This is a genomic window from Bacteroides caecimuris, from assembly GCF_001688725.2.
Taxonomy (GTDB): Bacteria; Bacteroidota; Bacteroidia; order Bacteroidales; family Bacteroidaceae; genus Bacteroides; species Bacteroides caecimuris.
Genome location: NZ_CP015401.2, coordinates 1,707,850 through 1,731,563, shown reverse-complemented (window position 1 = coordinate 1,731,563; position 23,714 = coordinate 1,707,850). Strand labels below are relative to the sequence as shown.

Here is a 23,714-nt window from a genome sequence, read left to right as displayed (position 1 = left end):
TTCGTAATAAGTATTAGGCATCAAATATTAAGTATTAACAAAGCAGCAAACCATACCCGCAGCTACGTTTAACACTTAATACCTAATACTTAATACTTATTTTTCCGGTCCCTTCTTGATGGCTTTTACCATAATTCCGGCACCGGCAATTAGCATCACTGTAAACAGGAGCAGGAAGATAAAGAACGTAGTTTGCACGGAGCTTACATCCAATTTGGAGATGGCAGCCATTGTAGGCAACATATCGCGGATGGCCCACGGCTGACGACCACATTCGGCAACCACCCATCCGGCTTGTCCGGCGATGTACCCCAAAGGAATTGTCAGCAGAGCAATCCAATGCATCCAGCGCATCCGGCTCAAATCCTTTTTATAGATGAAGAAAAGAACGGCGATAAAGAACAGGATGAAATATCCGCCCAAGATGACCATGACACGGAATGCATAGAAGTTGAGAGGAACATTCGGAACCAGTTGGTTCACGTCTTTGATATATCCGTAGCCAAAATAGGGAATATTTTCCTGCAATACACGATAGGCAATCTTCGCATCCTCCTCGTGTCCGGCACTCTTTGCGGCACGATAGGCAGCCAGTGCGCCGATAGCCGTTTTACCACGTTCTATCTTCTCGGCAGCAGAGAGAGCTGTCGATCCGTCTTTCAACTGATAACCACCTTCGATGATATTCGCAATGCCCGGAACGTAGCCGTCCACATCACGCTCGGCAAGGAAAGAAAGCATACTCGGGATTTCAAAACGGAAAAGGAAAGGATCTTTCCCATCGTTGTAAGTCTTCTTTTCAGGGTTCAATGCTCCTATTCCGACCAGACCGACATTCGTGCCGCCTTCATACAGACCTTCCACAGCAGCCAGTTTCATCGGTTGCGTTTGGGCAATCTGATAACCGGAACCGTCGCCCGTCCAAGCAGAGAGCAACGATGCCACCAATCCGAAGATGGCACCAATCTTGATGCTCGCCAGCGCAAACTCACGATTGCGTTTTTTCAGCAAGTACCAACAACTGACACCTACTACAAAAATAGCACCCAACACCCAGCCGGACAATACCGTGTGGAAGAACTTATTGACTGCTACAGGTGAAGTAGCCACCGCCCAAAAATCGACCATTTCATTACGGACAGTGTCAGGATTGAACTCCATGCCTACCGGATGCTGCATCCATGCGTTGGCAACAAGAATCCACCAGGCAGAAATCGTAGCCCCCAATCCTGTCAGCCAAGTGGAAGCCAAGTGGAAACGTTTACTTACTTTTCCCCATCCGAAAAACATAACCGCAATAAACGTAGCTTCCATAAAGAATGCCAGAATACCTTCAATAGCCAACGGGGCACCGAAAATATCTCCTACAAACCACGAATAATTACTCCAGTTCGTACCGAACTCGAACTCCAGAATCAAACCCGTTGCCACACCGATGGCAAAGTTGATACCGAAAAGTTTCATCCAAAACTGGGCAGTCTTTTTCCAAAATTCGTTGCCTGTTTTATAATACAGCGTCTCCATGATTCCCATCACCACTGCCAGTCCGAGTGTGAGGGGAACAAAAATCCAGTGGTACATGGCTGTCATCGCAAATTGGGCTCTCGACCAATCGATCAGTGAAGTGTCAATACTTTCAATCATAATCCTATGTAGTTTAAGAGTTAAAAATCAATCGGTTTATCGGGAATAGCACGCTCTATCAGTTCATTTCCCACGTATGTACCTTTGTCGGCATCCGTCGGGTGGTCGCCAAGGAAATCCGGGAAAAAGAACATCTTGAGGATGAAGAACATGACGAATAATTTCAGCAAAATAATAACCCATAGCGTACGCCCTAAGGTCATACTACGGAAGCCCTCCAAATAGAAGTTCCAGATCGTAAGCAGTGTATTCTTCATTTGTTTACATTAGAATTTGTAATGAGTACAAATATACATTTTTTATAATTAAAACAAACAAGTAGTCAAAAAAGTTGTAAGATTTGTCGTGTTTTTCTTCAAGAACCTGCCTATCGACAGAAAAAAATCATTTAACGGCGAAATAACCTCATCCGTCTATCATTTTTGCGGCATATATAATATGTACGTACTTTCGCTGGCAGTAAATCAATAGAAGTATGAATATGATAAATGTAAGAAGATTGACAGTGATGACATTTCTTGGAGCAGGTATGCTGCCCGGCATATCTGCCCAAGGTTCTCTGCTGCAAGCCGATACGCTGCAAGAAATGAGGATTCCGACCCAATGGGATTTGCAGTCATGCATCGACTATGCAAAGGAGCAGAACATTACCATTCGCAAGAACCGGATCACTGCAGCGGGCACGCAGATTGATGTGAAGACAGCTAAAGCTGCCTTGTTCCCCAGTCTTTCGTTTTCTACCGGCCATCAGGTGGTGAATCGTCCGTATCAGGAGACAAGTAGCCGGGTGAGCGGTAGTGAGATTATCAGTAGCAACAGCAAAACGAGCTACAACGGTAATTATGGACTGAATGCTTCGTGGACTCTATATAATGGTAATAAACGGTTGAAAACTATCCAACAGGAAAAGTTGAACAATCAGATCGCCGAGCTGGATGTGGCAACTTCCGAAAATAATATTCAGGAGTCTATCGCCCAAGTGTATATCCAGATTCTTTATGCAGCCGAATCTGTGAGAGTAAACGAAAACACCCTGCAAGTCTCCATTGCACAGCGCGACCGCGGACAGGAACTTCTGAATGCCGGAAGTATTGCCAAAAGCGACCTCGCGCAACTGGAAGCACAGGTGAGCACCGACCGTTACCAACTTGTCACCGCGCAAGCCACGCTTGAAGATTACAAATTGCAACTGAAACAACTGCTCGAACTGGATGGGGAGAATGAAATGAACATCTTCCTCCCTGCCCTGTCCGACGAAAATGTACTGGCTCCGCTGCCTGCCAAAAGAGATGTGTACATCAGTGCTTTGGGCCTTCGTCCGGAAATAGAAGCGAGCAAACTGAATGTAGAGGCTTCCGAACTGGGTATCAATATCGCCAAATCGAGCTATTTCCCTACCATCAGCCTTAGCGCAGGAATTGGAACCAACCATACCAGTGGCAGCGACTTCACCTTCGGAGAACAAGTGAAGAACGGATGGAACAACTCTATCGGACTGTCTGTCAGTGTGCCTATTTTCAATAACCGTCAAACGAAAAGTGCCGTACAAAAAGCTAAATTGCAGTACGAAACGAGCATGCTTTCCCTATTGGACGAACAAAAGGCACTGTACAAAACCATTGAGACCCTTTGGCTGGATGCCAACAGTGCGCAACAGCGTTATGCCGCCGCTAACGAAAAGCTGAAAAGTACAAAAATCAGCTATGAGTTGACGAGCGAACAGTTTAATTTGGGAATGAAGAATACCGTAGAACTCCTTACTGAAAAGAATAATCTGCTACAAGCACAGCAGGAACAGCTTCAGGCTAAATATATGGCTATACTGAACACGCAGTTGCTGAAATTCTATCAGGGAGATCAATTAGCTTTATAAAGAGTATACAATCAGCATTATAAATAAAAGCATAATAAACGAATGAAAACGAAAAAGATTATTCTAATCGCCGTGGCAGTCGTTGTGGTGGCAGGAGCAGGAATGTGGTTCTTTGCCGGTTCACCCGCCAAACATAAGGTGACGTACGCCACCGCTACTGTCAGTAAAGGCGATATTTCAAATTCGGTGACTGCTACCGGAACGATCGAACCGGTAACGGAAGTAGAAGTTGGTACACAAGTGTCCGGTATCATCGACAAAATTTACGTAGACTACAACTCGGAAGTAACCAAAGGACAGTTGATTGCTGAAATGGACCGCGTCACATTGCAAAGCGAACTGGCATCACAGCGGGCAACTTACGATGGTGCGAAAGCTGAATATGAATATCAGAAAAAGAATTACGAACGCAACAAAGGCTTGCACGAAAAGTCGCTGATTAGTGATACGGACTTCGAGCAGGTTCTCTACAATTATCAGAAAGCGAAAAGCAGCTATGACAGCAGCAAGGCATCGCTCGCGAAAGCAGAACGCAACCTGTCTTACGCTACCATTACTTCACCGATTGACGGAGTAGTCATCAGCCGTGATGTAGAAGCAGGACAAACCGTTGCTTCCGGATTCGAGACCCCGACACTGTTCACCATTGCTGCCGACCTGACACAGATGCAAGTAGTGGCCGATGTAGATGAAGCTGATATAGGCGGTATCATAGAAGGCCAGCGTGCCAGCTTCACGGTAGATGCTTATCCGAATGATGTATTCGAAGGAACCGTTACCCAGATTCGTTTGGGCGACGCAAGCAGTACGAGCAGCACGAACAGCACTTCAACAGTAGTCACTTACGAAGTAGTCATCTCCGCCCCCAACCCCGACTTGAAACTGAAACCCCGCCTGACAGCTAATGTCACGATCTATATCCTTGACAAGAAAAACGTGTTGTCCGTTCCGAACAAAGCCTTACGATTTACACCGGAAGCACCGCTGATCGGTAAAAATGACATCGTGAAAGATTGCGAAGGCAAACATAAACTTTGGACGCGCGAAGGAACTACATTCACCGCCCATCCGGTAGAAGTGGGAATCAGCAACGGTATATCCACCGAAATTATCAGTGGCATTGCCGAAGGGACAAAGGTGGTGACCGAAGCTACCGTAGGTGTTATGCCCGGTGAGAGTATGGGACCTGAAGGAAAGATGGAAAACGGCGGAGAAAGAAGCCCGTTCATGCCAGGCCCTCCGGGAAGTAAGAAGAGAAAATAATTATTCGATGTGCCAATAACGAATGGGCGCATCAGCACATTATTGTCAATGAAAAAAGTAATTGAAATACAAAATATCAAACGTAACTTTCAGGTAGGCGACGAAACCGTTCACGCATTGCGAGGCGTTTCGTTCAATATCAATGAAGGGGAGTTTGTCACCATCATGGGTACTTCCGGTTCGGGGAAGTCTACACTGCTCAATATATTAGGCTGCCTGGACACTCCTACCAGCGGAGAGTATCTGCTCGACGATATTCCCGTACGTACGATGAGCAAACCTCAACGTGCGGTACTAAGAAACCGGAAGATCGGGTTCGTGTTCCAAAGCTACAACCTGTTGCCCAAAACAACGGCAGTGGAAAATGTGGAACTACCGCTGATGTATAACTCCGCCGTCAGTGCTTCCGAACGTCGCCGACGTGCCATCGAATCCTTACAGGCTGTAGGATTGGGCGACCGCCTGGAACATAAATCCAACCAGATGTCCGGCGGGCAGATGCAACGGGTGGCCATCGCACGTGCCTTGGTCAACAATCCGGCAGTCATTCTTGCCGACGAAGCGACCGGAAACCTTGATACCCGTACCTCCTTCGAGATACTTGTATTGTTTCAGAAACTTCATACAGAGGGACGTACGATTATCTTTGTGACACACAATCCCGAACTTGCGCTATATAGCAGCCGGAATATCCGTCTGCGCGACGGTCAGGTGATAGAAGATACGACCAATCCCAACATTCTGTCTGCCGCCGAAGCGCTAGCTGCATTGCCGAAGAATGACGAGGATTAATGAATGTAAGTTCGAAGGACGGGGTGGTAGGAAAATACAGGCTTATATCCAACTGACGTTAACTAATGTGACAAGGAGTAATCAGAACTCCATTAATAACTCCATAACTTTATAAACATGAATGGAACTAATTTATTAAAGATAGCTCTCCGGGCATTGGCGAACAATAAGTTGCGTGCTTTTCTCACCATGCTCGGTATCATTATCGGTGTTGCTTCCGTCATCACAATGCTGGCTATCGGACAAGGTTCGAAGAAAAGCATCCAGCAGCAGATTTCCGAGATGGGATCGAACATGATCATGATTCATCCGGGAGCCGATATGCGTGGAGGTGTCCGTCAGGACCCGTCTGCGATGCAGACCTTGAAACTAGCCGACTACGAAGCCTTGCGCGATGAGACCAGTTTCCTGTCTGCCATCAGTCCCAATGTCTCGTCATCGGGGCAGCTCATAGCCGGTAACAACAACTATCCGGCTTCGGTGAACGGTGTCGGAACAGAATATCTCAATATTCGCCAACTGACTGTTGAAAACGGAGATATGTTTACAGAAGCCGACATACAAAGCTCAGCAAAAGTCTGCGTGATCGGAAAGACCATAGTAGACAATCTGTTTCCGGACGGAAGCGATCCAGTGGGTAAGATTATCCGTTTCAACAAAATACCTTTCCGTGTGGTAGGAGTGCTCAAAGCCAAAGGATACAACTCCATGGGACAAGACCAGGATGCCGTAGTGCTTGCACCATACACCACCGTGATGAAACGCCTGCTTGCCGTTACGTACTTGCAGGGAGTGTTTGCCTCTGCCCTCACCGAGGATATGACGGACTATGCAACTGACGAAATCAGTACAATCCTCCGCCGCAACCATAAACTGAAGGCTTCGGACAACGACGATTTCACCATCCGCACCCAACAAGAACTGAGCACAATGCTCAACTCGACCACCGACCTGATGACCACACTGCTTGCTTGCATCGCAGGCATTTCGCTCATAGTAGGTGGTATCGGGATTATGAACATCATGTATGTATCCGTTACGGAGCGTACCCGTGAAATTGGTCTGCGTATGTCTGTCGGTGCACGCGGAGTCGACATTCTTAGTCAATTCCTCATCGAAGCCATCATGATCAGTATCACAGGAGGTATCATCGGAGTGATGATCGGCTGCGGAGCCAGCTGGATTGTCAAGAGCGTAGCCCATTGGCCTATCTACATCCAGCCGTGGAGTGTATTCCTCTCCTTCGCAGTATGTACTGTCACAGGAGTCTTCTTCGGATGGTATCCGGCTAAGAAAGCAGCAGATTTAGATCCGATAGAAGCCATCCGATACGAATAATACGGATAATTTCCAATAAAAGAATTATCTTTGTCTTTATGAAACAAACCTTTACATCCGCACGTCGTCCCCTGGAAGTGCTGATACATATTATCAGCTGGGGGATTATGTTCGGTTTCCCGTTCTTCTTCGTCGAACGTGGGAACGGGAACATCAACTGGATGGCTTATATACGCCATCTTGCCGTACCACTCTCTTTCATGATTGTGTTCTACGTGAATTATTTCATTCTTGTGCCGCGCTATCTTTTCCAAAGTCAGTCCAAAAGATATGTGGTCTACAACATTATCTTTTTATGTGTCATCGGCGTGTTGCTTCATCTCTGGCAAAGTCTGACGTTCGATCCGTCATTGGCCTCCAGACCCAAAAGGCCTGGGATGCCTCCGGGATGGTTGTTTTTTCTTAGAGATATGTTGAGTCTCGTATTCACCATCGGACTAAGTTCCGCTATCCGCATGAGTGCCCGATGGACACAGAACGAAGCTGCCCGCAAAGAGGCGGAACGGAACCGTGTGGAAGCGGAACTGAAGAACCTGCGGAACCAACTGAACCCTCACTTTCTGCTGAATACGCTGAATAACATCTATGCACTGATTGCATTTGACTCGGACAAGGCGCAACAGGCAGTTCAGGAGTTGAGCAAACTACTTCGCCATGTGTTGTATGATAACCAGCAGACGTACGTTCCTCTCTGTAAGGAGGTCGATTTTATCCGCAATTACATCGAACTGATGCGCATCCGCCTGTCTGCCAATGTGCAGATGATTACCAAATTCGATATCCAGCCCGACAGTCAGACACTCATCGCCCCGCTTATCTTTATCTCTTTGATAGAGAACGCTTTCAAGCATGGCATCTCTCCTACCGAATCAAGTTTCATCAGTATTCATATTTCGGAGAATGACAACGAAGTGGTGTGCGAAATCCGCAATAGCAATCATCCTAAAACTGCGGGGGATAAGAGTGGATCAGGCGTGGGATTGGAACAAGTCAGCCGTCGGTTGGAGATACTTTATCCGGCAGCTTACACTTGGTTGAAAGGTACCTCAGAAGACGAAAAGGTGTATGAATCGAGATTGAGTATCAAGATTGGAGAGTAGAAAGGAAAACGTTTAGTATAAAACGCCAAGTACCAGATTTTGGATATCAAACTTTAAATATAAATAGTATGATGTTACGTTGTGCAATCGTTGACGATGAGCCTTTAGCACTTAGCCTGTTAGAGAGTTATGTGAACAAGACTCCGTTCCTGCAACTTGCAGGAAAGTATTCCAGTGCGGTTCAGGCAATGAAAGAATTGCCGGGCGAAAAGGTCGATCTCCTGTTTTTGGACATTCAGATGCCGGAGCTTAACGGTCTGGAGTTCTCGAAGATGGTAGATCCGCATACCCGCATTGTGTTTACCACCGCTTTCGGACAGTATGCCATCGACGGTTATCGTGTCAACGCACTCGATTACTTGCTAAAACCGATCTCATACGTCGATTTCCTGCAAGCTTCCAACAAAGCTCTCCAATGGTTCGAACTCGTGCAGAAGCCAGAAGAGATAGACAGTATCTTTGTGAAAAGCGACTACAAACTAGTGCAAGTGGACTTGAAGAAAATCATGTATATCGAAGGGCTGAAAGATTACATTAAAATATATACGGAAGACGCTCCCAAACCTATCCTGTCACTGATGAGTATGAAAGCCATGGAAGAACTCCTGCCATCCACTCGTTTCATGCGTGTGCACCGCTCATTCATCGTACAGAAAGATAAAATACGTGTGATTGACCGCGGACGTATCGTGTTTGACAAGACATATATTCCTATCAGCGATAGTTACAAGCAAGTTTTTCAGACTTTTCTTGATGAAAGGAGCTGATTATTCATTATTTTATCGGTAAAAAAGTAATTTTTGTCGATTATAATTTGCTAGAATCCGTTTTATATCTACCTTTGCAGAAAACAGAAAGGGATTGTGAAATTCCAAGAATAGAATAGTTTAGTTAAGTCTAGTTTAGTTTTTGTGTTAATGGCTTCCTCGTCGGCGGACGAACAAGGAAGCCATTTTTATATATTACAGGAATATTATTGCAGAAAACATACATATTTTTCATAACTTTGCAGCCATTAAAGTCTCACACAAATGGAATATAGCATAGAAGAACTAAAAAGTGCATTAATTGAAAGATGCAAAAAAGAAGGTATTCTATATGCAACAGTGGCAATGGATCGACGTACCAAAGAGATGGTTCTTCCTGATACTCTAGAAGGTGCCCTGAAGCATCCGGAATACTTTGTCTGTACTTGTAAAAGAGTACAAGATAAATATATAGTGGAGGAGATTACCCAAGTGTAATCCTCCTCCAATCTTTTATTCTTAGTCTTTGTCAGGTTCGTCTACCAAACAGTTCCAGCTTATTTATTACCACATCTATTACTATCGTCAATATATGCGGCAGCCGCTTTATCCGCAAACAGCTCTACATTCTGCGCGTGATGAGCTATATAGGCTGCGGGACCGGTGTCTCCCGAATGGCAGATTTCATCCACTATATCGGCTTTATTTTTCCCGGTAATCAGGAAAATGACATAGCGGGCATTCTGAATGGGATATCCCGTCATTGCGATGCGCTTCTGCCCGTTACGGGGATGGGCACTGACTACATAAATAGAGTTTGAAATCAGCAAGTCTTCTTGTCCGGGAAAGATGGAAGACGTGTGTCCGTCATCTCCGGCTCCCAACAGTACAATATCAAATTCGGGCCAGCCACGCTTCAGCGGCACTTGCTGACGGACCAACTCCGAATAGCGGACCGCTTCTTTCGCAGGCTTCGCCTCTCCACGAATACGGAATACGTTTTCATACGGAATGGGCGTCAAACCCAAAAGAAGTTTGCGCATCATTCCGTAATTACTATCCGAATCATCGGGAGGCACACAGCGTTCATCTACCCAGTAAATCCGCATACGGTCCCACGGGGTACTTTTTACATATTCATTTGCCCATAAATCGAACATCAGAGCAGGGGTGTTGCCACCGCTGACTGCGATATTGAACACTCTGTCCGGCTCTTCATTCATAATTTCCACCAAGCGTAGTATTAATGCTCGTGAAGTTTCAATAGATGAAGGAAAAACTGATAATTTCATAATTCACAATATTGATCTGTATTCGTCAAATTCTTACAAGGATTCGTCCATTCGGCCCCATGTTCATGCATCATTGCTTCGCTTTCCAGGGGTCCCCACGTACCTGCGGGATAACCGTAGAGGGGTGCGTCGGGGTTGTCTTTCCAATAGCGAAGCACCGGATCGAAAAATTTCCATGAGGCTTCTACTGCGTCACTTCGAGTAAATAAAGTCGGATCGCCCTGGATGCAGTCGTCTATCAGACGGGCATAAGCGTCGCCACTGGGTACGCCGCCCAGCTGCGCGTAACTGAAATCCATCGTCACCTGCCGCACTTCAAAGCCTGCGCCGGGCACTTTCATTCCGATTTTAAGCACTATCCCTTCATTCGGTTGCAAACGAAGAATCAATTTATTAGCCCGCGGACAGTTGCCACCGGCACAATGAAACATCTGATGAGGTGTCTCACGGAAATGAACGACGATTTCCGTTACCTTCGTCGGCATTTGTTTACCTGTACGAATGTAGAACGGAACGCCACTCCAGCGCCAGTTGCTAATGCCCAGTTTCATGGCAATATAAGTATCCGTGCGCGAATCGGGAGCCACTCCTTTTTCTTCACGGTAGCCTTTTTTATTGCCGGAGGCGGTATATTGTCCACGAACGATATGTTCGTTCAAATCCACTTCATTCAACGGGGTGAGAGATTCGTAGACCTTCACCACTTCGTTACGGAAATTGTCGGTATTGAAAACAGCGGGCGGTTCCATAGCCGTAAGGGCTACGAGCTGTATCAGGTGATTCTGTACCATATCGCGCAGCGCGCCTGCCGTTTCATAGAATCCGCCGCGTTGCTCGATACCCAGATTTTCTACGGCTGTGATTTCTACGTAGTCGATATAGTTACGGTTCCAGAGAGGTTCGAAGATGCCGTTGGCAAAACGGAAAGCCAGTACATTTTGGGCGGTTTCCTTACCGAGAAAATGGTCGATACGGTAAATTTGATGCTCATTGAAAACAGAGGCATACGTTTTATTCAGTTCACGTGCCGATTCGAGATCATAACCGAAAGGTTTCTCGACGATGATACGTGAATGGGGGGTGTTGAGTCCGGCAGCTTTGAGGTGCAAGGGCACTACTCCGTACAGTGACGGTGGAGTGGCGAGGTAGAACAGCAGGTTGTCCGGGGGTGCCTCACCGGTCAAGTCGGACAGGCGTTGGCGGAGTTGCGGGTAGCCTTCTTCTTTTGCCGGGTCCATCGGTAGATAGTAGAGATGGGAGACAAACGAAGCCATCAGAGCTGTGTCCTGTTCTTCGGACTTTACGAACTGTTGCAGTTCTTCTAATATATAAGAACGGTAGTTATCGTCAGAGTAGACCGTACGCCCGATACCCAATATAGAGTATTCTCCGGTCAACCGCTTCTCACGGTAGAGGGAGTAAAGGGCGGGCATCAGCTTGCGCTTGGTCAGGTCACCCGACGCACCGAAAATAATCATTGCAAATTTATCCATTTTTCAAGAGTGGTTTTAGTTTCTGTTTTGAGACGATTTATATTTCACCACAGAGGACACGGAGGACACAGAGTTCTTCTCTCTCTTTCCGTAAGTAAAACAAAGCGATAAATAACGTAAGTTCGATATAACTTCGTCCGCATGGTTTCCCCTCCTTCAGGAATAGCACAAGCTTATATCGAACTGACGTCAAATACGATTCTAAATACGTAAGACTCTGTGTTACTCTATAGTAAATAAAAAATAGTAAACCTCCGTGTCCTCTGTGGTGAAATAGAAATCCCCATTTATCATTTCAAAGCTGTTTTCTATTTAAACGTTATACGTACCCGATTTCGTATCTCCTCCGTGCCCTGTCCAGTTCTCGTGAAAGAACTGTCCGCGCAACTCATCTTTGCGCTCGAAAGTGTGCGCGCCGAAATAATCGCGTTGTGCCTGCACAAGGTTGGCGGGCAGATCGGCAGATGTGAGCGAAAAGAAATAATTCAGTGCAGAAGAGAAAGCAGGAACGGGAAGCTCTTCTTTCATGGCTTCCGCCACCAGGTTCTTCCATCCGGGAAGCAACGTTTTCATTTCTTCTTTAAAATAAGGAGCCAGCAACAAGTGTTTAGGCTTGTCGGCGGCATCGAAAGCGGCAGCAATGTCGTTCAGGAATATACTGCGGATAATGCATCCCCCACGCCACATACGGGCAATGGAAGCCAGGTCGAGATGCCAGTCGAAAGCGTCGGAAGCACGTTGCAGCACGGCGAATCCCTGGGCATAAGAGACAAGTTTGGAAGCATAAAGAGCAGAAAACAGATTCTTTACGAGTTCCACCTTATTATATATAGGTTGTGTATGTTGACACTGATATTGCCTGGAAGCCTGATGACGCAAGTCTTTCTGTGCCGAAAGGCTTCGTTCGAATACCGCCGTGGCAATCAATCCCAACGGCATACCGAGTTCCATAGCGTTGATGACCGACCATTTGCCGGTTCCTTTCTGTCCTGCCGCATCCAGAATTTTATCAATCAGATAGCCTCCCGATTTGTCTTTATGTTGCAGGATGTTGGCGGTGATTTCGATCAGGTAGCTGCGCAGTTTGCCTTCGTTCCAACGGGCAAAGACATCAGCCATTTCCTCATTGTTCAGATCCAGCAACTTTTTCATCACCCAATAGGCTTCGGCAATCAGCTGCATATCACCATATTCGATACCGTTGTGAATCATCTTCACAAAATGGCCCGATCCGCCAGAACCTACCCACTGACAACAAGGAGTGCCGTCCGGTGCTTTTGCCGCAATGCTTTGAAGGATCGACTTCACTTCCTGCCATGCTTTCTCCGAACCGCCGGGCATGATAGAAGCCCCATTCAAGGCTCCTTCTTCGCCGCCGGACACTCCGCTGCCGACGAAGAGAAATCCTTTCGACTCCGCCAGTTTGACGCGGCGGTTGGTATCTTCGTAATGGGAGTTGCCGCCATCAATAAGAATGTCGCCCGGTGAAAGCAACGGGAACAGCTGGTCCATCAGTTCGTCAACCGGACTTCCGGCACGAACCATCATCATTATCTTACGGGGAGTAGCTATCGAATCTACAAATGCCTTTATATCTGTGAACCCTTCGATGTTTTTACCTTTCGCACGACCATTCATAAAGCGGTCTACCACTCCTTCCTCTACTCCGGGAACCGTACGGTTATAGACCGATACGTGCCACCCCTTATTCTCCATGTTTAAAGCAAGATTCTCGCCCATCACAGCCAAGCCGATAAGTCCGATTTCTGTTTTATTCTGATTTGTCATAACTGATATATTTCGAATATTCTTTATTTAGTAACAGTTGAAATGCACATTTGTTCGCTATATTTTGGATTTAAGTATTATTTTTGTGCTTTACAAATAAAATCAAGGATGAAGAAGATCAAAATCGGTTTGTTGGCACGCATCGTAATCGCCATCATTTTGGGTATTGCCATCGACACTTTTTTCCCGGCTCCGCTAGTGCGGATATTCCTTTATATCTTTGGCATATTCCTCAACATGACACATTCGGGACAAGTATATTCCATCCTGATGGTGTTTATTAAAATTATCGGAGTCATCTTTGCCCTTCACATCTTCCTGTTAGTTTTTCAGTATTCCATCGCGGCACTGTTTGTACATAAAAACCCGTTTAAACTACTTCATAAAATGCTGTCGGCTTACTTCACGGCATTGGGCACACAGTCTTCGGCAGCCACCATCCCCGTAACGCTGGAACAGAGCAGAAAGAACGGGGTATCTGCCGAAGTGGCAGGTTTCGTGATTCCGCTCTGCGCCACCATCCATCTGTCGGGCAGCACACTGAAAATCGTAGCCTGCGCACTGGCATTGATGATGATGCAAGGAATACCGTTCGACTTCCCCTTGTTTGCCGGATTTATCTTTATGCTGGGCATCACCATGGTAGCCGCCCCGGGAGTTCCGGGCGGAGCTATCGCTTTGATTATCGACAAAATAACAAAGAAAAACCATGCTGAATGACTGTGCTGAAAAATAATTGGATAGTAACTTGGCTGGCTCACAAAAAATACCGACATTTGCACCCACATTTTCAATTATATTAAATAATAGCGTATGAAAAAAGCCCTAATTTCAGGCATCACCGGACAAGATGGTTCTTACCTTGCCGAATTTCTATTGCAAAAAGGTTACGAAGTACACGGTATACTCCGCCGTTCTTCTTCGTTCAATACCGGACGTATTGAACATTTGTATTTTGACGAGTGGGTGCGCGACATGAAACAAAAACGTACGATCAATCTGCATTATGGGGATATGACAGATTCTAGTTCGTTAATTCGTATTATTCAACAGGTGCAACCGGATGAAATCTACAATCTCGCTGCTCAAAGCCACGTGAAGGTTTCATTCGACGTTCCGGAATACACGGCCGAAGCCGATGCTATCGGTACGTTGCGTATGCTCGAAGCAGTACGCATCCTGGGACTGGAAAAGAAAACCCGCATCTATCAGGCTTCTACTTCCGAATTGTTCGGTAAGGTGCAGGAAGTTCCACAAAAAGAGACAACTCCATTCTATCCCCGTTCTCCGTATGGGGTAGCCAAACAATATGGTTTCTGGATTACTAAAAACTACCGCGAAAGCTATGGTATGTTTGCCGTAAACGGTATCTTGTTCAATCACGAGAGCGAACGCCGTGGCGAAACATTCGTTACCCGTAAAATTTCGCTTGCCGCCGCACGTATCGCACAGGGCGAACAGGACAAACTGTATCTGGGTAACCTGGATGCACGCCGCGACTGGGGATATGCCAAGGATTACATCGAATGTATGTGGCTGATCCTGCAACATGACGTCCCCGAAGATTTCGTAATCGCTACCGGAGAAATGCACACTGTGCGCGAATTTGCAACGCTGGCATTCAAAGAAGTAGGCATCGAACTTCGTTGGGAAGGTGAAGGCGTGAACGAGAAAGGTATCGACGTAGCTACCGGAAAGTCTTTGGTAGAGGTTGATCCTAAATATTTCCGTCCGGCAGAAGTGGAACAACTGCTGGGAGACCCGACTAAAGCAAAAACTTTGTTGGGATGGAATCCACGCAAAACATCATTCGAAGAACTGGTACGTATCATGGTGCGCCACGATATGGAAAAGGTGAAGCGGATGATTGCTACCAAACATTAAATGAATTTCATTTCACCACAGAGGACACAGAAGACACGGAGGATTTTATTTTTTCCTCTGTGCCCTCCGTGTCCTCTGTGGTGAACTAATAAAAGATAGAATGGAAAAGAATGCAAAGATATATGTAGCAGGACACCGCGGACTTGTGGGATCTGCTATCTGGAAGAATTTGCAGGATAAAGGATACACCAATCTGATAGGCCGCACGCACAAAGAGCTCGACTTGCTGGATGGAATGGCTGTCCGCAAATTCTTCGATGAAGAACAGCCGGAATATGTATTCCTTGCCGCTGCCTTTGTGGGCGGTATCATGGCGAACAGCATCTACCGTGCCGACTTTATATACAAAAATCTGCAAATTCAACAGAACGTTATCGGAGAGAGTTTCCGCCACAACGTGAAAAAGTTGCTCTTCCTCGGCAGCACGTGTATTTATCCACGCGATGCCGAACAGCCGATGAAGGAAGATGTATTGCTTACTTCACCGTTGGAATATACCAACGAGCCGTACGCAATCGCCAAAATTGCCGGACTGAAAATGTGCGAGAGCTTCAACCTGCAATATGGCACGAACTACATCGCCGTAATGCCGACAAACCTGTACGGACCGAATGATAACTTCGACCTGGAACGCAGCCATGTATTGCCTGCCATGATCCGCAAGATTCATTTGGCACACTGCCTGAAAGAAGGAAACTGGGAAGCTGTACGCAAGGATATGAACCAGCGTCCGGTGGAAGGTGTCAACGGCGACAGCTCGAAAGAGGATATTCTGGCTATGCTGAAAAAATACGGAATCAGCGAAACAGAGGTCACTCTCTGGGGTACGGGTACTCCTCTCCGCGAATTCCTATGGAGCGAAGAAATGGCGGATGCCAGTGTCTTCGTGATGGAGCATGTGGACTTTAAAGATACGTATAAAGAAGGTAGCAAAGATATCCGCAACTGCCATATAAACATCGGAACCGGTAAGGAAATCACCATCCGCCAACTGGCCGAACGGATCGTTGAAACAGTAGGCTATCAAGGCAAACTGACCTTCGACAGCAGCAAACCGGACGGCACAATGCGCAAGCTTACCGATCCTTCAAAACTGCATGCACTGGGCTGGCACCACAAAATTGAAATCGAAGAAGGCGTACAAAGAATGTACGAATGGTACTTGAAATAAGAAATGAAATAACTATAAATGATATGCTATTAGCTGAATGTTTTTTGCTAATAGCATATTTTTTTTAGCTATAATGATAATTAAATTAGCTATAATGAAAAACAGTTTTGCTATAATGAAAATCTGTTTAGCTATAATGATATCCCATTTAGCTCATAGCATAATCTAACGTAAGTTCGATATAACTATAAGCAAATCCTTGTTACCAGTCCTCCCACTACTCTCTCCCCCATTTCCAAAAAATCTTCACTCTTAATTCTTCATTCTCAATATAATTGCTATATTTGCCCAAATTAATACCAAATGTGCAAAACAATGGAACAAAGTTTTATAGCCTATATTGAGAATAGCATCAAGAATAATTGGGATCTGGATGCCCTGACCGATTATAAAGGTGCAACTTTACAGTATAAAGACGTAGCTCGCAAAATCGAGAAACTCCATATCATCTTTGAAGAAAGCGGAATCCGCAAAGGAGACAAAATTGCCGTTTGTGGAAGAAACAGCTCCCACTGGGGAGTTACTTTCCTTGCCACACTGACGTATGGAGCCGTTATTGTACCCATTCTCCATGAATTTAAAGCAGATAACGTGCATAATATCGTCAACCACTCCGAAGCCAAACTACTCTTTGTAGGAGATATGGTATGGGAAAACCTCAACGAATCGGCAATGCCGCTACTGGAAGGTATCCTGATGATGAACGACTTCTCCCTGCTAGTGTCACGCAGCGAACGACTCACGTATGCACGCGAACATCTGAACGAAATGTTCGGCAAAAAATATCCGAAGAATTTCCGCAAAGAGCATGTCGCTTACCACAAAGACGAACCGGAAGAACTGGCAGTCATCAATTATACTTCAGGAACAACGAGTTATTCCAAAGGAGTCATGCTCCCCTACCGCAGCCTGTGGTCGAATACCAAATTTGCTTTCGAAGTGTTGGAACTGGAAGCCGGCGATAAAATAGTTTCCATGCTTCCCATGGCACACATGTACGGATTGGCTTTCGAATTCCTTTACGAGTTCTCCGTAGGTTGCCACATCTACTTCCTCACCCGTATGCCAAGCCCTAAGATCATCTTCCAGGCTTTTGAAGAAGTGAAACCCCGCCTGATTGTTGCCGTACCACTCATCATCGAAAAGATCATCAAGAAAAGCGTGCTTCCGAAGCTGGAAACTCCGGCGATGAAGATATTGCTGAAAGTGCCTATTATCAACGACAAGATTAAGGCAACGGTGCGCGAAGAAATGATTAAAGCGTTCGGAGGAAACTTCCGGGAAGTCATCGTAGGGGGTGCCGCTTTCAATCAGGAAGTAGAACAGTTCTTGAAAATGATTGATTTCCCTTATACGGTTGGATATGGAATGACAGAATGTGGTCCGATTATCTGTTACGAAGATTGGAGTAAGTTCAAACTAGGTTCTTGCGGAAAGGCTGCGCCACGCATGGATGTACGGGTATTGTCGTCTGACCCCCAAAATATCGTTGGCGAAATCGTATGTAAGGGCCCGAATATGATGCTGGGCTATTACAAAAACGAAGAAGCCACGCAGGAAGTCATCGACAAGGACGGATGGTTGCATACCGGCGACTTGGCTTTGATGGATGAAGAAGGCAATGTAACGATCAAAGGACGCAGCAAAAACCTGTTATTGAGCTCCAGCGGACAAAATATCTATCCGGAAGAAATTGAAGATAAGCTGAACAACCTGCCATACGTGGCAGAAAGCATTATCGTTCAGCAAAACGAGAAGCTTGTCGGACTTGTTTATCCCGACTTTGACGATGCCTTCGCCCACGGACTGAAGGCTGAAGACATCGAACAAGTAATGGAAGAAAACCGCGTGACGCTGAACACCATGCTACCAGCATACAGCCAGATATCCAAGATGAAAATCTATCCGGAAGAATTTGAAAAGACACCGAAGAAGAGCATCAAGCGTTACTTGTATCAGGAAGCAAAAGGCTGATAAATTGCCAGCCGCATAGAGAAAGATACGACTTAAACCGAAAAAGAGAAAGGAATGAAGATAAAGAAAACAATACTTACGGCAGCTATACTCATGGCTGCCGTTTCTTTACCGGCACAGAACAAGAGTGCAGGGATCAATATATCCATCTGGAAAGATATATGCACGCAACCGCATGACAGTACACAGACGACCTACGTAAACATCGGCCTACTGTCTACCATGAACCGTCTGAACGGTGTGGGTATCAATGCGTTGGGAAGCGTAGTTCATGGCGACATGAACGGACTGCAAATCACCGGATTAGCCAACTTGGCTGGGGGTACTATGAGGGGCGTTCAGCTGGCTGGTATCAGTAATATCAGCGGCGATAACACCGTAGGGCTTTCTGCTGCCGGATTGGTAAATATCACCGGCGACAAATCAAAAGGAGTAGTCATATCCGGGCTGACGAGCATCGGAGGAGACAACAACTCGGGGGTAATGATTAGTGGTTTCATGAATGTGACGGGCAACATGGCTTCGGGCTTACACTTCTCCGGAATAGCCAATATCACTGGACAGAGCTTCGGTGGTCTGATGGCTTCGGGACTTTTAAATATAGCAGGCGAACACATGAACGGTTTGCAGATAGCAGGAATTGCCAATATAACCGCATCCAAGCTGAATGGAGTACAAGTAGCATTATGCAACTACGCAACGAAAGCGCGCGGACTTCAAATTGGTCTTGTCAATTACTACACAGAAGATATGAAAGGTTTCCAACTTGGCTTGGTGAATGCCAATCCTGATACCAAAGTGCAAATGATGGTATACGGTGGAAACGCAACGCCTGCCAATATCGGGGTACGGTTCAAGAACCAGCTGTTTTATACCATATTGGGAGTGGGTTCTATGTATCAGGGATTGAATGATAAGTTTTCGGCGAGTGCATCCTATCGTGCCGGTCTGTCTTTCCCCCTTTACAAGGGGTTGTCCATCAGCGGAGACCTCGGATACCAACATATCGAGGCTTTTGACAACAAAGATGAGGTCATCCCGAAACGCCTGTACGCACTGCAGGCACGTGCCAATCTGGAATATCAATTTACCAAGAAGTTCGGCATCTTTGCAACAGGTGGATATGGGGTAACCAGATTCTATAATAAATCGAGCAATTACGATAAGGGAGCTATTGTCGAAGCGGGTATTGTTCTTTTCTAAACTTATTCACCACAGAGGACACGGAGGACACAGAGGTTTACTATTTTTTATTCACTATAGAGTAACACAGAGTCTCATGCATTTAGAATCGTATTTATCGCTCTGCTTTACTTGCAGAAAAAAGCTCTGTGTCCTCTGCGTCCTCTGTGGTGAATAAATTCAGAAACGTGCAACTTTGAGCATACTGATTACTAATTATACCTTTTCTTTAATCAAACCAGTACGATAAGCAACGAGTAATTTCTTCAAATCCTGTATTTGAGTCACCAGTTCTTTTCCTTTATCGGTATCTTTCACCATCATCCGTTGCGAATTGAATTCCAGGACAAAGTTGGTAGATTTGATATCAAGTCCCTCTTCAATAGCTTTCTGGCGAGACTGGAACGGCTCATGCTGCACAAGCTGCATCCCATGAGAGTGATAAACAAGCGTATATCCCGCAATTCCCGTTTCCGGCTGATAAGCTTTTGAGAATCCGCCATCAATAACGAAAAGCTTGCCATTGGCTTTCATTGGCTGTTCTCCCTGAATTGTTTTCACAGGCACATGACCGTTGATGATATGCGAATGAGGTCCGAAAGCTCCAAACTCTGCCAAAATCTGATCGCAGACATCTTCCCGGTTACGCAATGTATAATAATAACCTTTCTTCTCTTTATGCAATTCTTTTTCTTCTAGGAAATAACGCTCAAAAGTCGCCATCTTATCCTTATCGAACAAGGGAGCATCCGGTCCACACCACATATACCAAATGTAATCCATAGCAAATTCCTTATCCTCCTCTCCTTCTTCATCGAAGTACGCAGTACGAATCAGTTGATCGGCTTTATCCAGCAATTTACGCCCCCAATATTCCTTACCACGTATTTTGACATGCTTAAAGCTGCCATCCTCATTCAGAGGGACAGAAGCGTGATAAAGAAGATTCGAATTTGCCACCAGATACATTCCGCCGTATGTAAACAGGCAACGCATGTGTTTCTTCAGCTTCTCACTATTCATAAACGAATAATGAATCTTTTCTACCAATTCGCGTTCTTCTTCCGTCAATCGGTAAGGATCGGCAGGATCTACAGTCGGGAAGTTGGTATCGCGCAAAGCGTATTCTTTTCCTTCGTATACAAAGACACCACGCTCAAAATCAATCTTTTCCAGCAGTTTGCGGTTGGTCATCCCGAACTCCGGACGACGGTCGATGATTTCGGCTTCCAGTTTAAACTGGATAATGGTAATGGCTTTATGCATTTGAGTGATCAGGCGCAGAGTCTTTTCATTATAATGAGCGTCGGCAAAGTTCATCTTCGGCATGAAGATGGTGCAAGGATCATCGGCATACGTATCCATTGCAAAAGTAGCCAATGGAAGCAGATTGATTCCATATCCGTCTTCAAGCGTGCCCAGGTTGCCGTAGCGCATGGACATACGTATCACGTTGGCAATACAACTATCGTTACCGGAAGCTGCACCCATCCAGAGAATATCATGATTTCCCCATTGAATATCGAAGTTATGGTAATTGCACAACGTGTCCATGATGATATGCGCGCCAGGACCACGGTCGTAAATATCGCCTACGATATGAAGAGAATCAATGGTCAGACGCTGAATCAGATTGCACATCGCGATAATGAAATCGTCGGCACGCTTGGTAGTGATAATCGTGCTGATAATTACATTGATATAGGCATGCTTGTTCGGCTCGATGGACGATTCGTGCAATAATTCCTGAATAATATAAGAAAACTCGGCAGGCAACGATTTACGAACCTTCGAACGGGTATATTTGGAAGATACATTCTGGCAGACCTTCACCAGTTGGTTCAGGGTAATCAGATACCAATCATCCAGGTCCTTTTCACGGGCTTTCACTAATTGAAGTTTCTCTTCGGGATAGTAAATCAACGTGCAGATTTCTTTCTTTTCAGCCTCGCGGAGAGTGTTGCCGAATATTTCATTTACTTTACGTTTTACCGCACCTGAAGCGTTTTTCAGTACGTGCTGAAAAGCCTCGTATTCTCCATGAATGTCAGTCAGGAAATGCTCTGTCCCTTTAGGTAGATTTAAGATAGCCTCCAGATTGATTATTTCCGTACTAGCATCGGCAATCGTAGGAAAGCTTCGGGAAAGCAGTTGCAGGTAACGGAGATCGCTCACAATGCTTTCAGGAGTTATATTACTTTGAGCAGTCATTTTATTTACTATTTTACTATTTACAATTTACTAATTACTAGTTACCAGTTACTATTCTCAATTTGCTAGTTACTGATTACGATTCAGCAATATACTATTCTCAATTTAACAAGAACATCAGCAACACTTGGGCGATAATTACCCGCAGGAACATACATAGCGGATAAACAGTCGCATAGGCTACGGACGGGTTGTCGCCGGGGATTGTATCGTTTACATAGTTCAATGCCATCGGATTTGCCATACTTCCGCACAACATACCGGATACAGAACCGAAATCGATCTTCATCATCTTGAATGCCACGACTCCGACCAACACGGTTGGAATGATAGTCAATCCGGCTCCCAAGCCAATCCATAATAAGCCTTCCGGACGGAATACGGTATCGAAAAAGTGAGCTCCGGCATCCAGTCCCAGACAAGCAAGGTACATGGAAAGTCCCAAGGCACGCAACATCAGGTTCGCGCTACGGGTGGTATAAGTAATCATGTGTATCCGTGGTCCAAAAGTCCCCAGAAGGATACCGACAACGATCGGTCCGCCCGCTAATCCCAACTTCACAGGAGTGCTGACACCCGGAAAAGAGAAAGGAATAGCCCCCAGTGCCAAACCAAGCACGATACCGATAAATATAACAACCAGATTGGGTTCTTTCAGGCTTTTCACGGCATTTCCCAATACTTTCTCCACATTCTGGATAGCAGCAGCCTCGCCCACCACTGTCAGGCGGTCGCCCAACTGAAGTACCAATTCCGGAGTAGCAAGCAGTTGCACCCCCGACCGGTAAACACGGCTGATGTTAATACCGTAATGGTTTCTCAACCGGAGTGCACCGAGTTTCTTACCATTCAGTTCGGGACGGGTGACAACGATACGCTGTGAGATCAATTCGCTGTCAATCGCATTCCAGTCAATGTCCTCTTTATTCCAATCCGTATTTTCCTGTTCACCAAAAAGTACCGTCAAGGCTAAAGCGTCTTTTTCCGCAGTTATCACCAGCAGGCGGTCGCCCTCTTTCAGAATCTTGTCTGAAGTCGGAATACTGACATGTCCGTCACGCCACAAACGGGATATGACAAACTTCGGGTAACTCATGTGAGCTATATCCTTGATGCTTTTATTGAAAATAGCAGGATTGTGTACTTGAAACGCTGCAATATAAGTTTTGTTCGCATCGTCTTTCTCTTTTATCTCCAAGTCTTCTTTGCGGACCAATACTTTGCGGATTAATAAAACAGCAAGTATTACGCCGACTACTCCCATCGGATAGGCCACCGCACATCCTAAAGCAGGCGTACTGCTGTCCATTCCCATCTGTTTCAGAGTTTGTTGCGCAGCTCCCAATGCCGGGGTGTTTGTCGTTGCTCCACAAAAGATGCCCACCATATCAGGAAGAGAGACACCCGTTGCATAACTAGTCACCACCGTCAACAACGTTCCCAGCAGAACTACTCCCAATGCCAACATATTCAGCGTTACCCCGCCTTTACGGAAAGAGCTAAAAAAACCGGGACCGACTTGTAGCCCGAGGGAATAAACGAAAATGACCAGTCCGAAACTTTCTGCATAGTTTAACATCTGCGGATCGACCGAAAGCCCGAGATGACCGGCTAGGATACCCGCAAAAAAAACAAAAGTGACTCCCAAGGAAACTCCCCAGAAATGCACTCTTCCCAAGCCCAAACCAATGGCAGAAATCAATGAAAGTACCACAACAGCCTGTAAGGCAGAATGTTCGATGAATAGACTATATAACCACTCCATGTATATAAAAACTAATAGGGCGCAAAGATAAAAACTATTTAGTCCGGTTCAAAACTTTTAAGCTTTCATTTCGCGCCCCAATTAACGTAAGTTCGATATAATTTCGTCCGCATGGTTTCCCATCCTTCCTGAAGGAGGAGAATCGAAATAGTATAAGCTTAATCGAACTGACGTTAATTATACCCTGATTCGTATATC

The 23,714-nt window shown here is 45.7% G+C and carries 18 protein-coding genes and 1 pseudogene; 12 read left to right on the top strand and 7 right to left on the bottom strand.

What is annotated here, in order from left to right; genetic code table 11:
* Positions 1 to 96: 96 nt before the first annotated feature.
* Together A4V03_RS07250 and A4V03_RS07245 are read right to left on the bottom strand one after the other, a co-directional pair.
* The gene (locus A4V03_RS07250) at positions 97 to 1,644 is read right to left on the bottom strand and encodes a cytochrome ubiquinol oxidase subunit I (protein ID WP_065538440.1); all 1,548 of its coding nucleotides are present in this window, start codon (positions 1,642 to 1,644) and stop codon (positions 97 to 99) included.
* 20 nt (positions 1,645 to 1,664) lie between these two features.
* Positions 1,665 to 1,901, bottom strand: coding sequence for a DUF4492 domain-containing protein (locus tag A4V03_RS07245; protein ID WP_065538439.1), 237 nt, complete (start codon positions 1,899 to 1,901; stop codon positions 1,665 to 1,667).
* A 218-nt stretch (positions 1,902 to 2,119) separates the two neighbouring features.
* Here A4V03_RS07245 and A4V03_RS07240 point away from each other — a divergent pair, with 218 nt between their 5' ends.
* The 7 genes from A4V03_RS07240 to A4V03_RS07210 all read left to right on the top strand — a co-directional run bounded on the left by A4V03_RS07240 (position 2,120) and on the right by A4V03_RS07210 (position 9,254).
* Entirely contained in the window at positions 2,120 to 3,517 is a 1,398-nt protein-coding gene (locus A4V03_RS07240; protein WP_084081125.1) for a TolC family protein, read from the top strand.
* Between the two features lie 42 nt (positions 3,518 to 3,559).
* Positions 3,560 to 4,780, top strand: a complete 1,221-nt coding sequence (locus A4V03_RS07235; RefSeq protein ID WP_065538438.1) for an efflux RND transporter periplasmic adaptor subunit — start codon at positions 3,560 to 3,562, stop codon at positions 4,778 to 4,780.
* Positions 4,781 to 4,828: 48 nt separating this feature from the next.
* A complete protein-coding gene (locus A4V03_RS07230) occupies positions 4,829 to 5,572 on the top strand; it encodes an ABC transporter ATP-binding protein (RefSeq protein WP_065538437.1) in 744 nt (247 codons plus the stop codon).
* A 117-nt stretch (positions 5,573 to 5,689) separates the two neighbouring features.
* On the top strand, positions 5,690 to 6,910 hold the full coding sequence (locus A4V03_RS07225; protein WP_065538436.1) for an ABC transporter permease: 1,221 nt from the start codon (positions 5,690 to 5,692) through the stop codon (positions 6,908 to 6,910).
* Between the two features lie 38 nt (positions 6,911 to 6,948).
* A complete protein-coding gene (locus A4V03_RS07220; RefSeq protein WP_065538435.1) occupies positions 6,949 to 8,010 on the top strand; it encodes a sensor histidine kinase in 1,062 nt (353 codons plus the stop codon).
* Between the two features lie 68 nt (positions 8,011 to 8,078).
* Positions 8,079 to 8,777: a LytR/AlgR family response regulator transcription factor gene (locus A4V03_RS07215; protein ID WP_065538434.1), complete on the top strand. Its 699-nt coding sequence runs from the start codon at positions 8,079 to 8,081 to the stop codon at positions 8,775 to 8,777.
* Positions 8,778 to 9,041: 264 nt separating this feature from the next.
* Positions 9,042 to 9,254 (top strand): hypothetical protein, encoded by a 213-nt coding sequence (locus tag A4V03_RS07210; protein WP_065538433.1) that lies wholly within the window; start codon positions 9,042 to 9,044, stop codon positions 9,252 to 9,254.
* Between the two features lie 59 nt (positions 9,255 to 9,313).
* Here the strand turns inward: A4V03_RS07210 and pgl are convergent, their stop codons facing one another.
* The 3 genes from pgl to gnd all read right to left on the bottom strand — a co-directional run bounded on the left by pgl (position 9,314) and on the right by gnd (position 13,329).
* Complete coding sequence (gene pgl / locus A4V03_RS07205; protein WP_065538432.1) at positions 9,314 to 10,048, bottom strand: 6-phosphogluconolactonase; 735 nt, start codon at positions 10,046 to 10,048, stop codon at positions 9,314 to 9,316.
* A complete protein-coding gene (gene zwf, locus A4V03_RS07200) occupies positions 10,045 to 11,541 on the bottom strand; it encodes a glucose-6-phosphate dehydrogenase (protein ID WP_065538431.1) in 1,497 nt (498 codons plus the stop codon). Before zwf ends, pgl begins: the two co-directional genes overlap by 4 nt.
* Positions 11,542 to 11,853: 312 nt before the next feature.
* The gene (gene gnd, locus A4V03_RS07195; RefSeq protein ID WP_065538430.1) at positions 11,854 to 13,329 is read right to left on the bottom strand and encodes a decarboxylating NADP(+)-dependent phosphogluconate dehydrogenase; all 1,476 of its coding nucleotides are present in this window, start codon (positions 13,327 to 13,329) and stop codon (positions 11,854 to 11,856) included.
* 129 nt (positions 13,330 to 13,458) lie between these two features.
* Here gnd and A4V03_RS07190 point away from each other — a divergent pair.
* The 5 genes and pseudogenes from A4V03_RS07190 to A4V03_RS07170 all read left to right on the top strand — a co-directional run.
* A pseudogene (locus A4V03_RS07190) lies at positions 13,459 to 14,004 on the top strand (cation:dicarboxylate symporter family transporter); the annotation flags it as partial.
* Positions 14,005 to 14,142: 138 nt separating this feature from the next.
* The gene (gmd, locus tag A4V03_RS07185) at positions 14,143 to 15,213 is read left to right on the top strand and encodes a GDP-mannose 4,6-dehydratase (RefSeq protein WP_065538428.1); all 1,071 of its coding nucleotides are present in this window, start codon (positions 14,143 to 14,145) and stop codon (positions 15,211 to 15,213) included.
* Between the two features lie 100 nt (positions 15,214 to 15,313).
* Positions 15,314 to 16,384: a GDP-L-fucose synthase family protein gene (locus A4V03_RS07180; RefSeq protein ID WP_065538427.1), complete on the top strand. Its 1,071-nt coding sequence runs from the start codon at positions 15,314 to 15,316 to the stop codon at positions 16,382 to 16,384.
* 315 nt (positions 16,385 to 16,699) lie between these two features.
* Entirely contained in the window at positions 16,700 to 18,358 is a 1,659-nt protein-coding gene (locus A4V03_RS07175; protein WP_065538426.1) for a long-chain fatty acid--CoA ligase, read from the top strand.
* A gap of 54 nt (positions 18,359 to 18,412) precedes the next feature.
* A complete protein-coding gene (locus tag A4V03_RS07170) occupies positions 18,413 to 19,561 on the top strand; it encodes an LA_2272 family surface repeat-containing protein (protein ID WP_065538425.1) in 1,149 nt (382 codons plus the stop codon).
* Between the two features lie 195 nt (positions 19,562 to 19,756).
* On the opposite strand, the gene A4V03_RS07165 is transcribed toward A4V03_RS07170, so the two are convergent.
* Positions 19,757 to 21,751 carry a fructose-bisphosphatase class III gene (locus A4V03_RS07165; RefSeq protein WP_065538424.1) on the bottom strand — a complete coding sequence of 665 codons (1,995 nt, stop codon included), beginning with the start codon at positions 21,749 to 21,751 and terminating at the stop codon, positions 19,757 to 19,759.
* 100 nt (positions 21,752 to 21,851) lie between these two features.
* Positions 21,852 to 23,516, bottom strand: coding sequence for a putative transporter (locus tag A4V03_RS07160; protein ID WP_065538423.1), 1,665 nt, complete (start codon positions 23,514 to 23,516; stop codon positions 21,852 to 21,854).
* Positions 23,517 to 23,714: the final 198 nt, after the last annotated feature.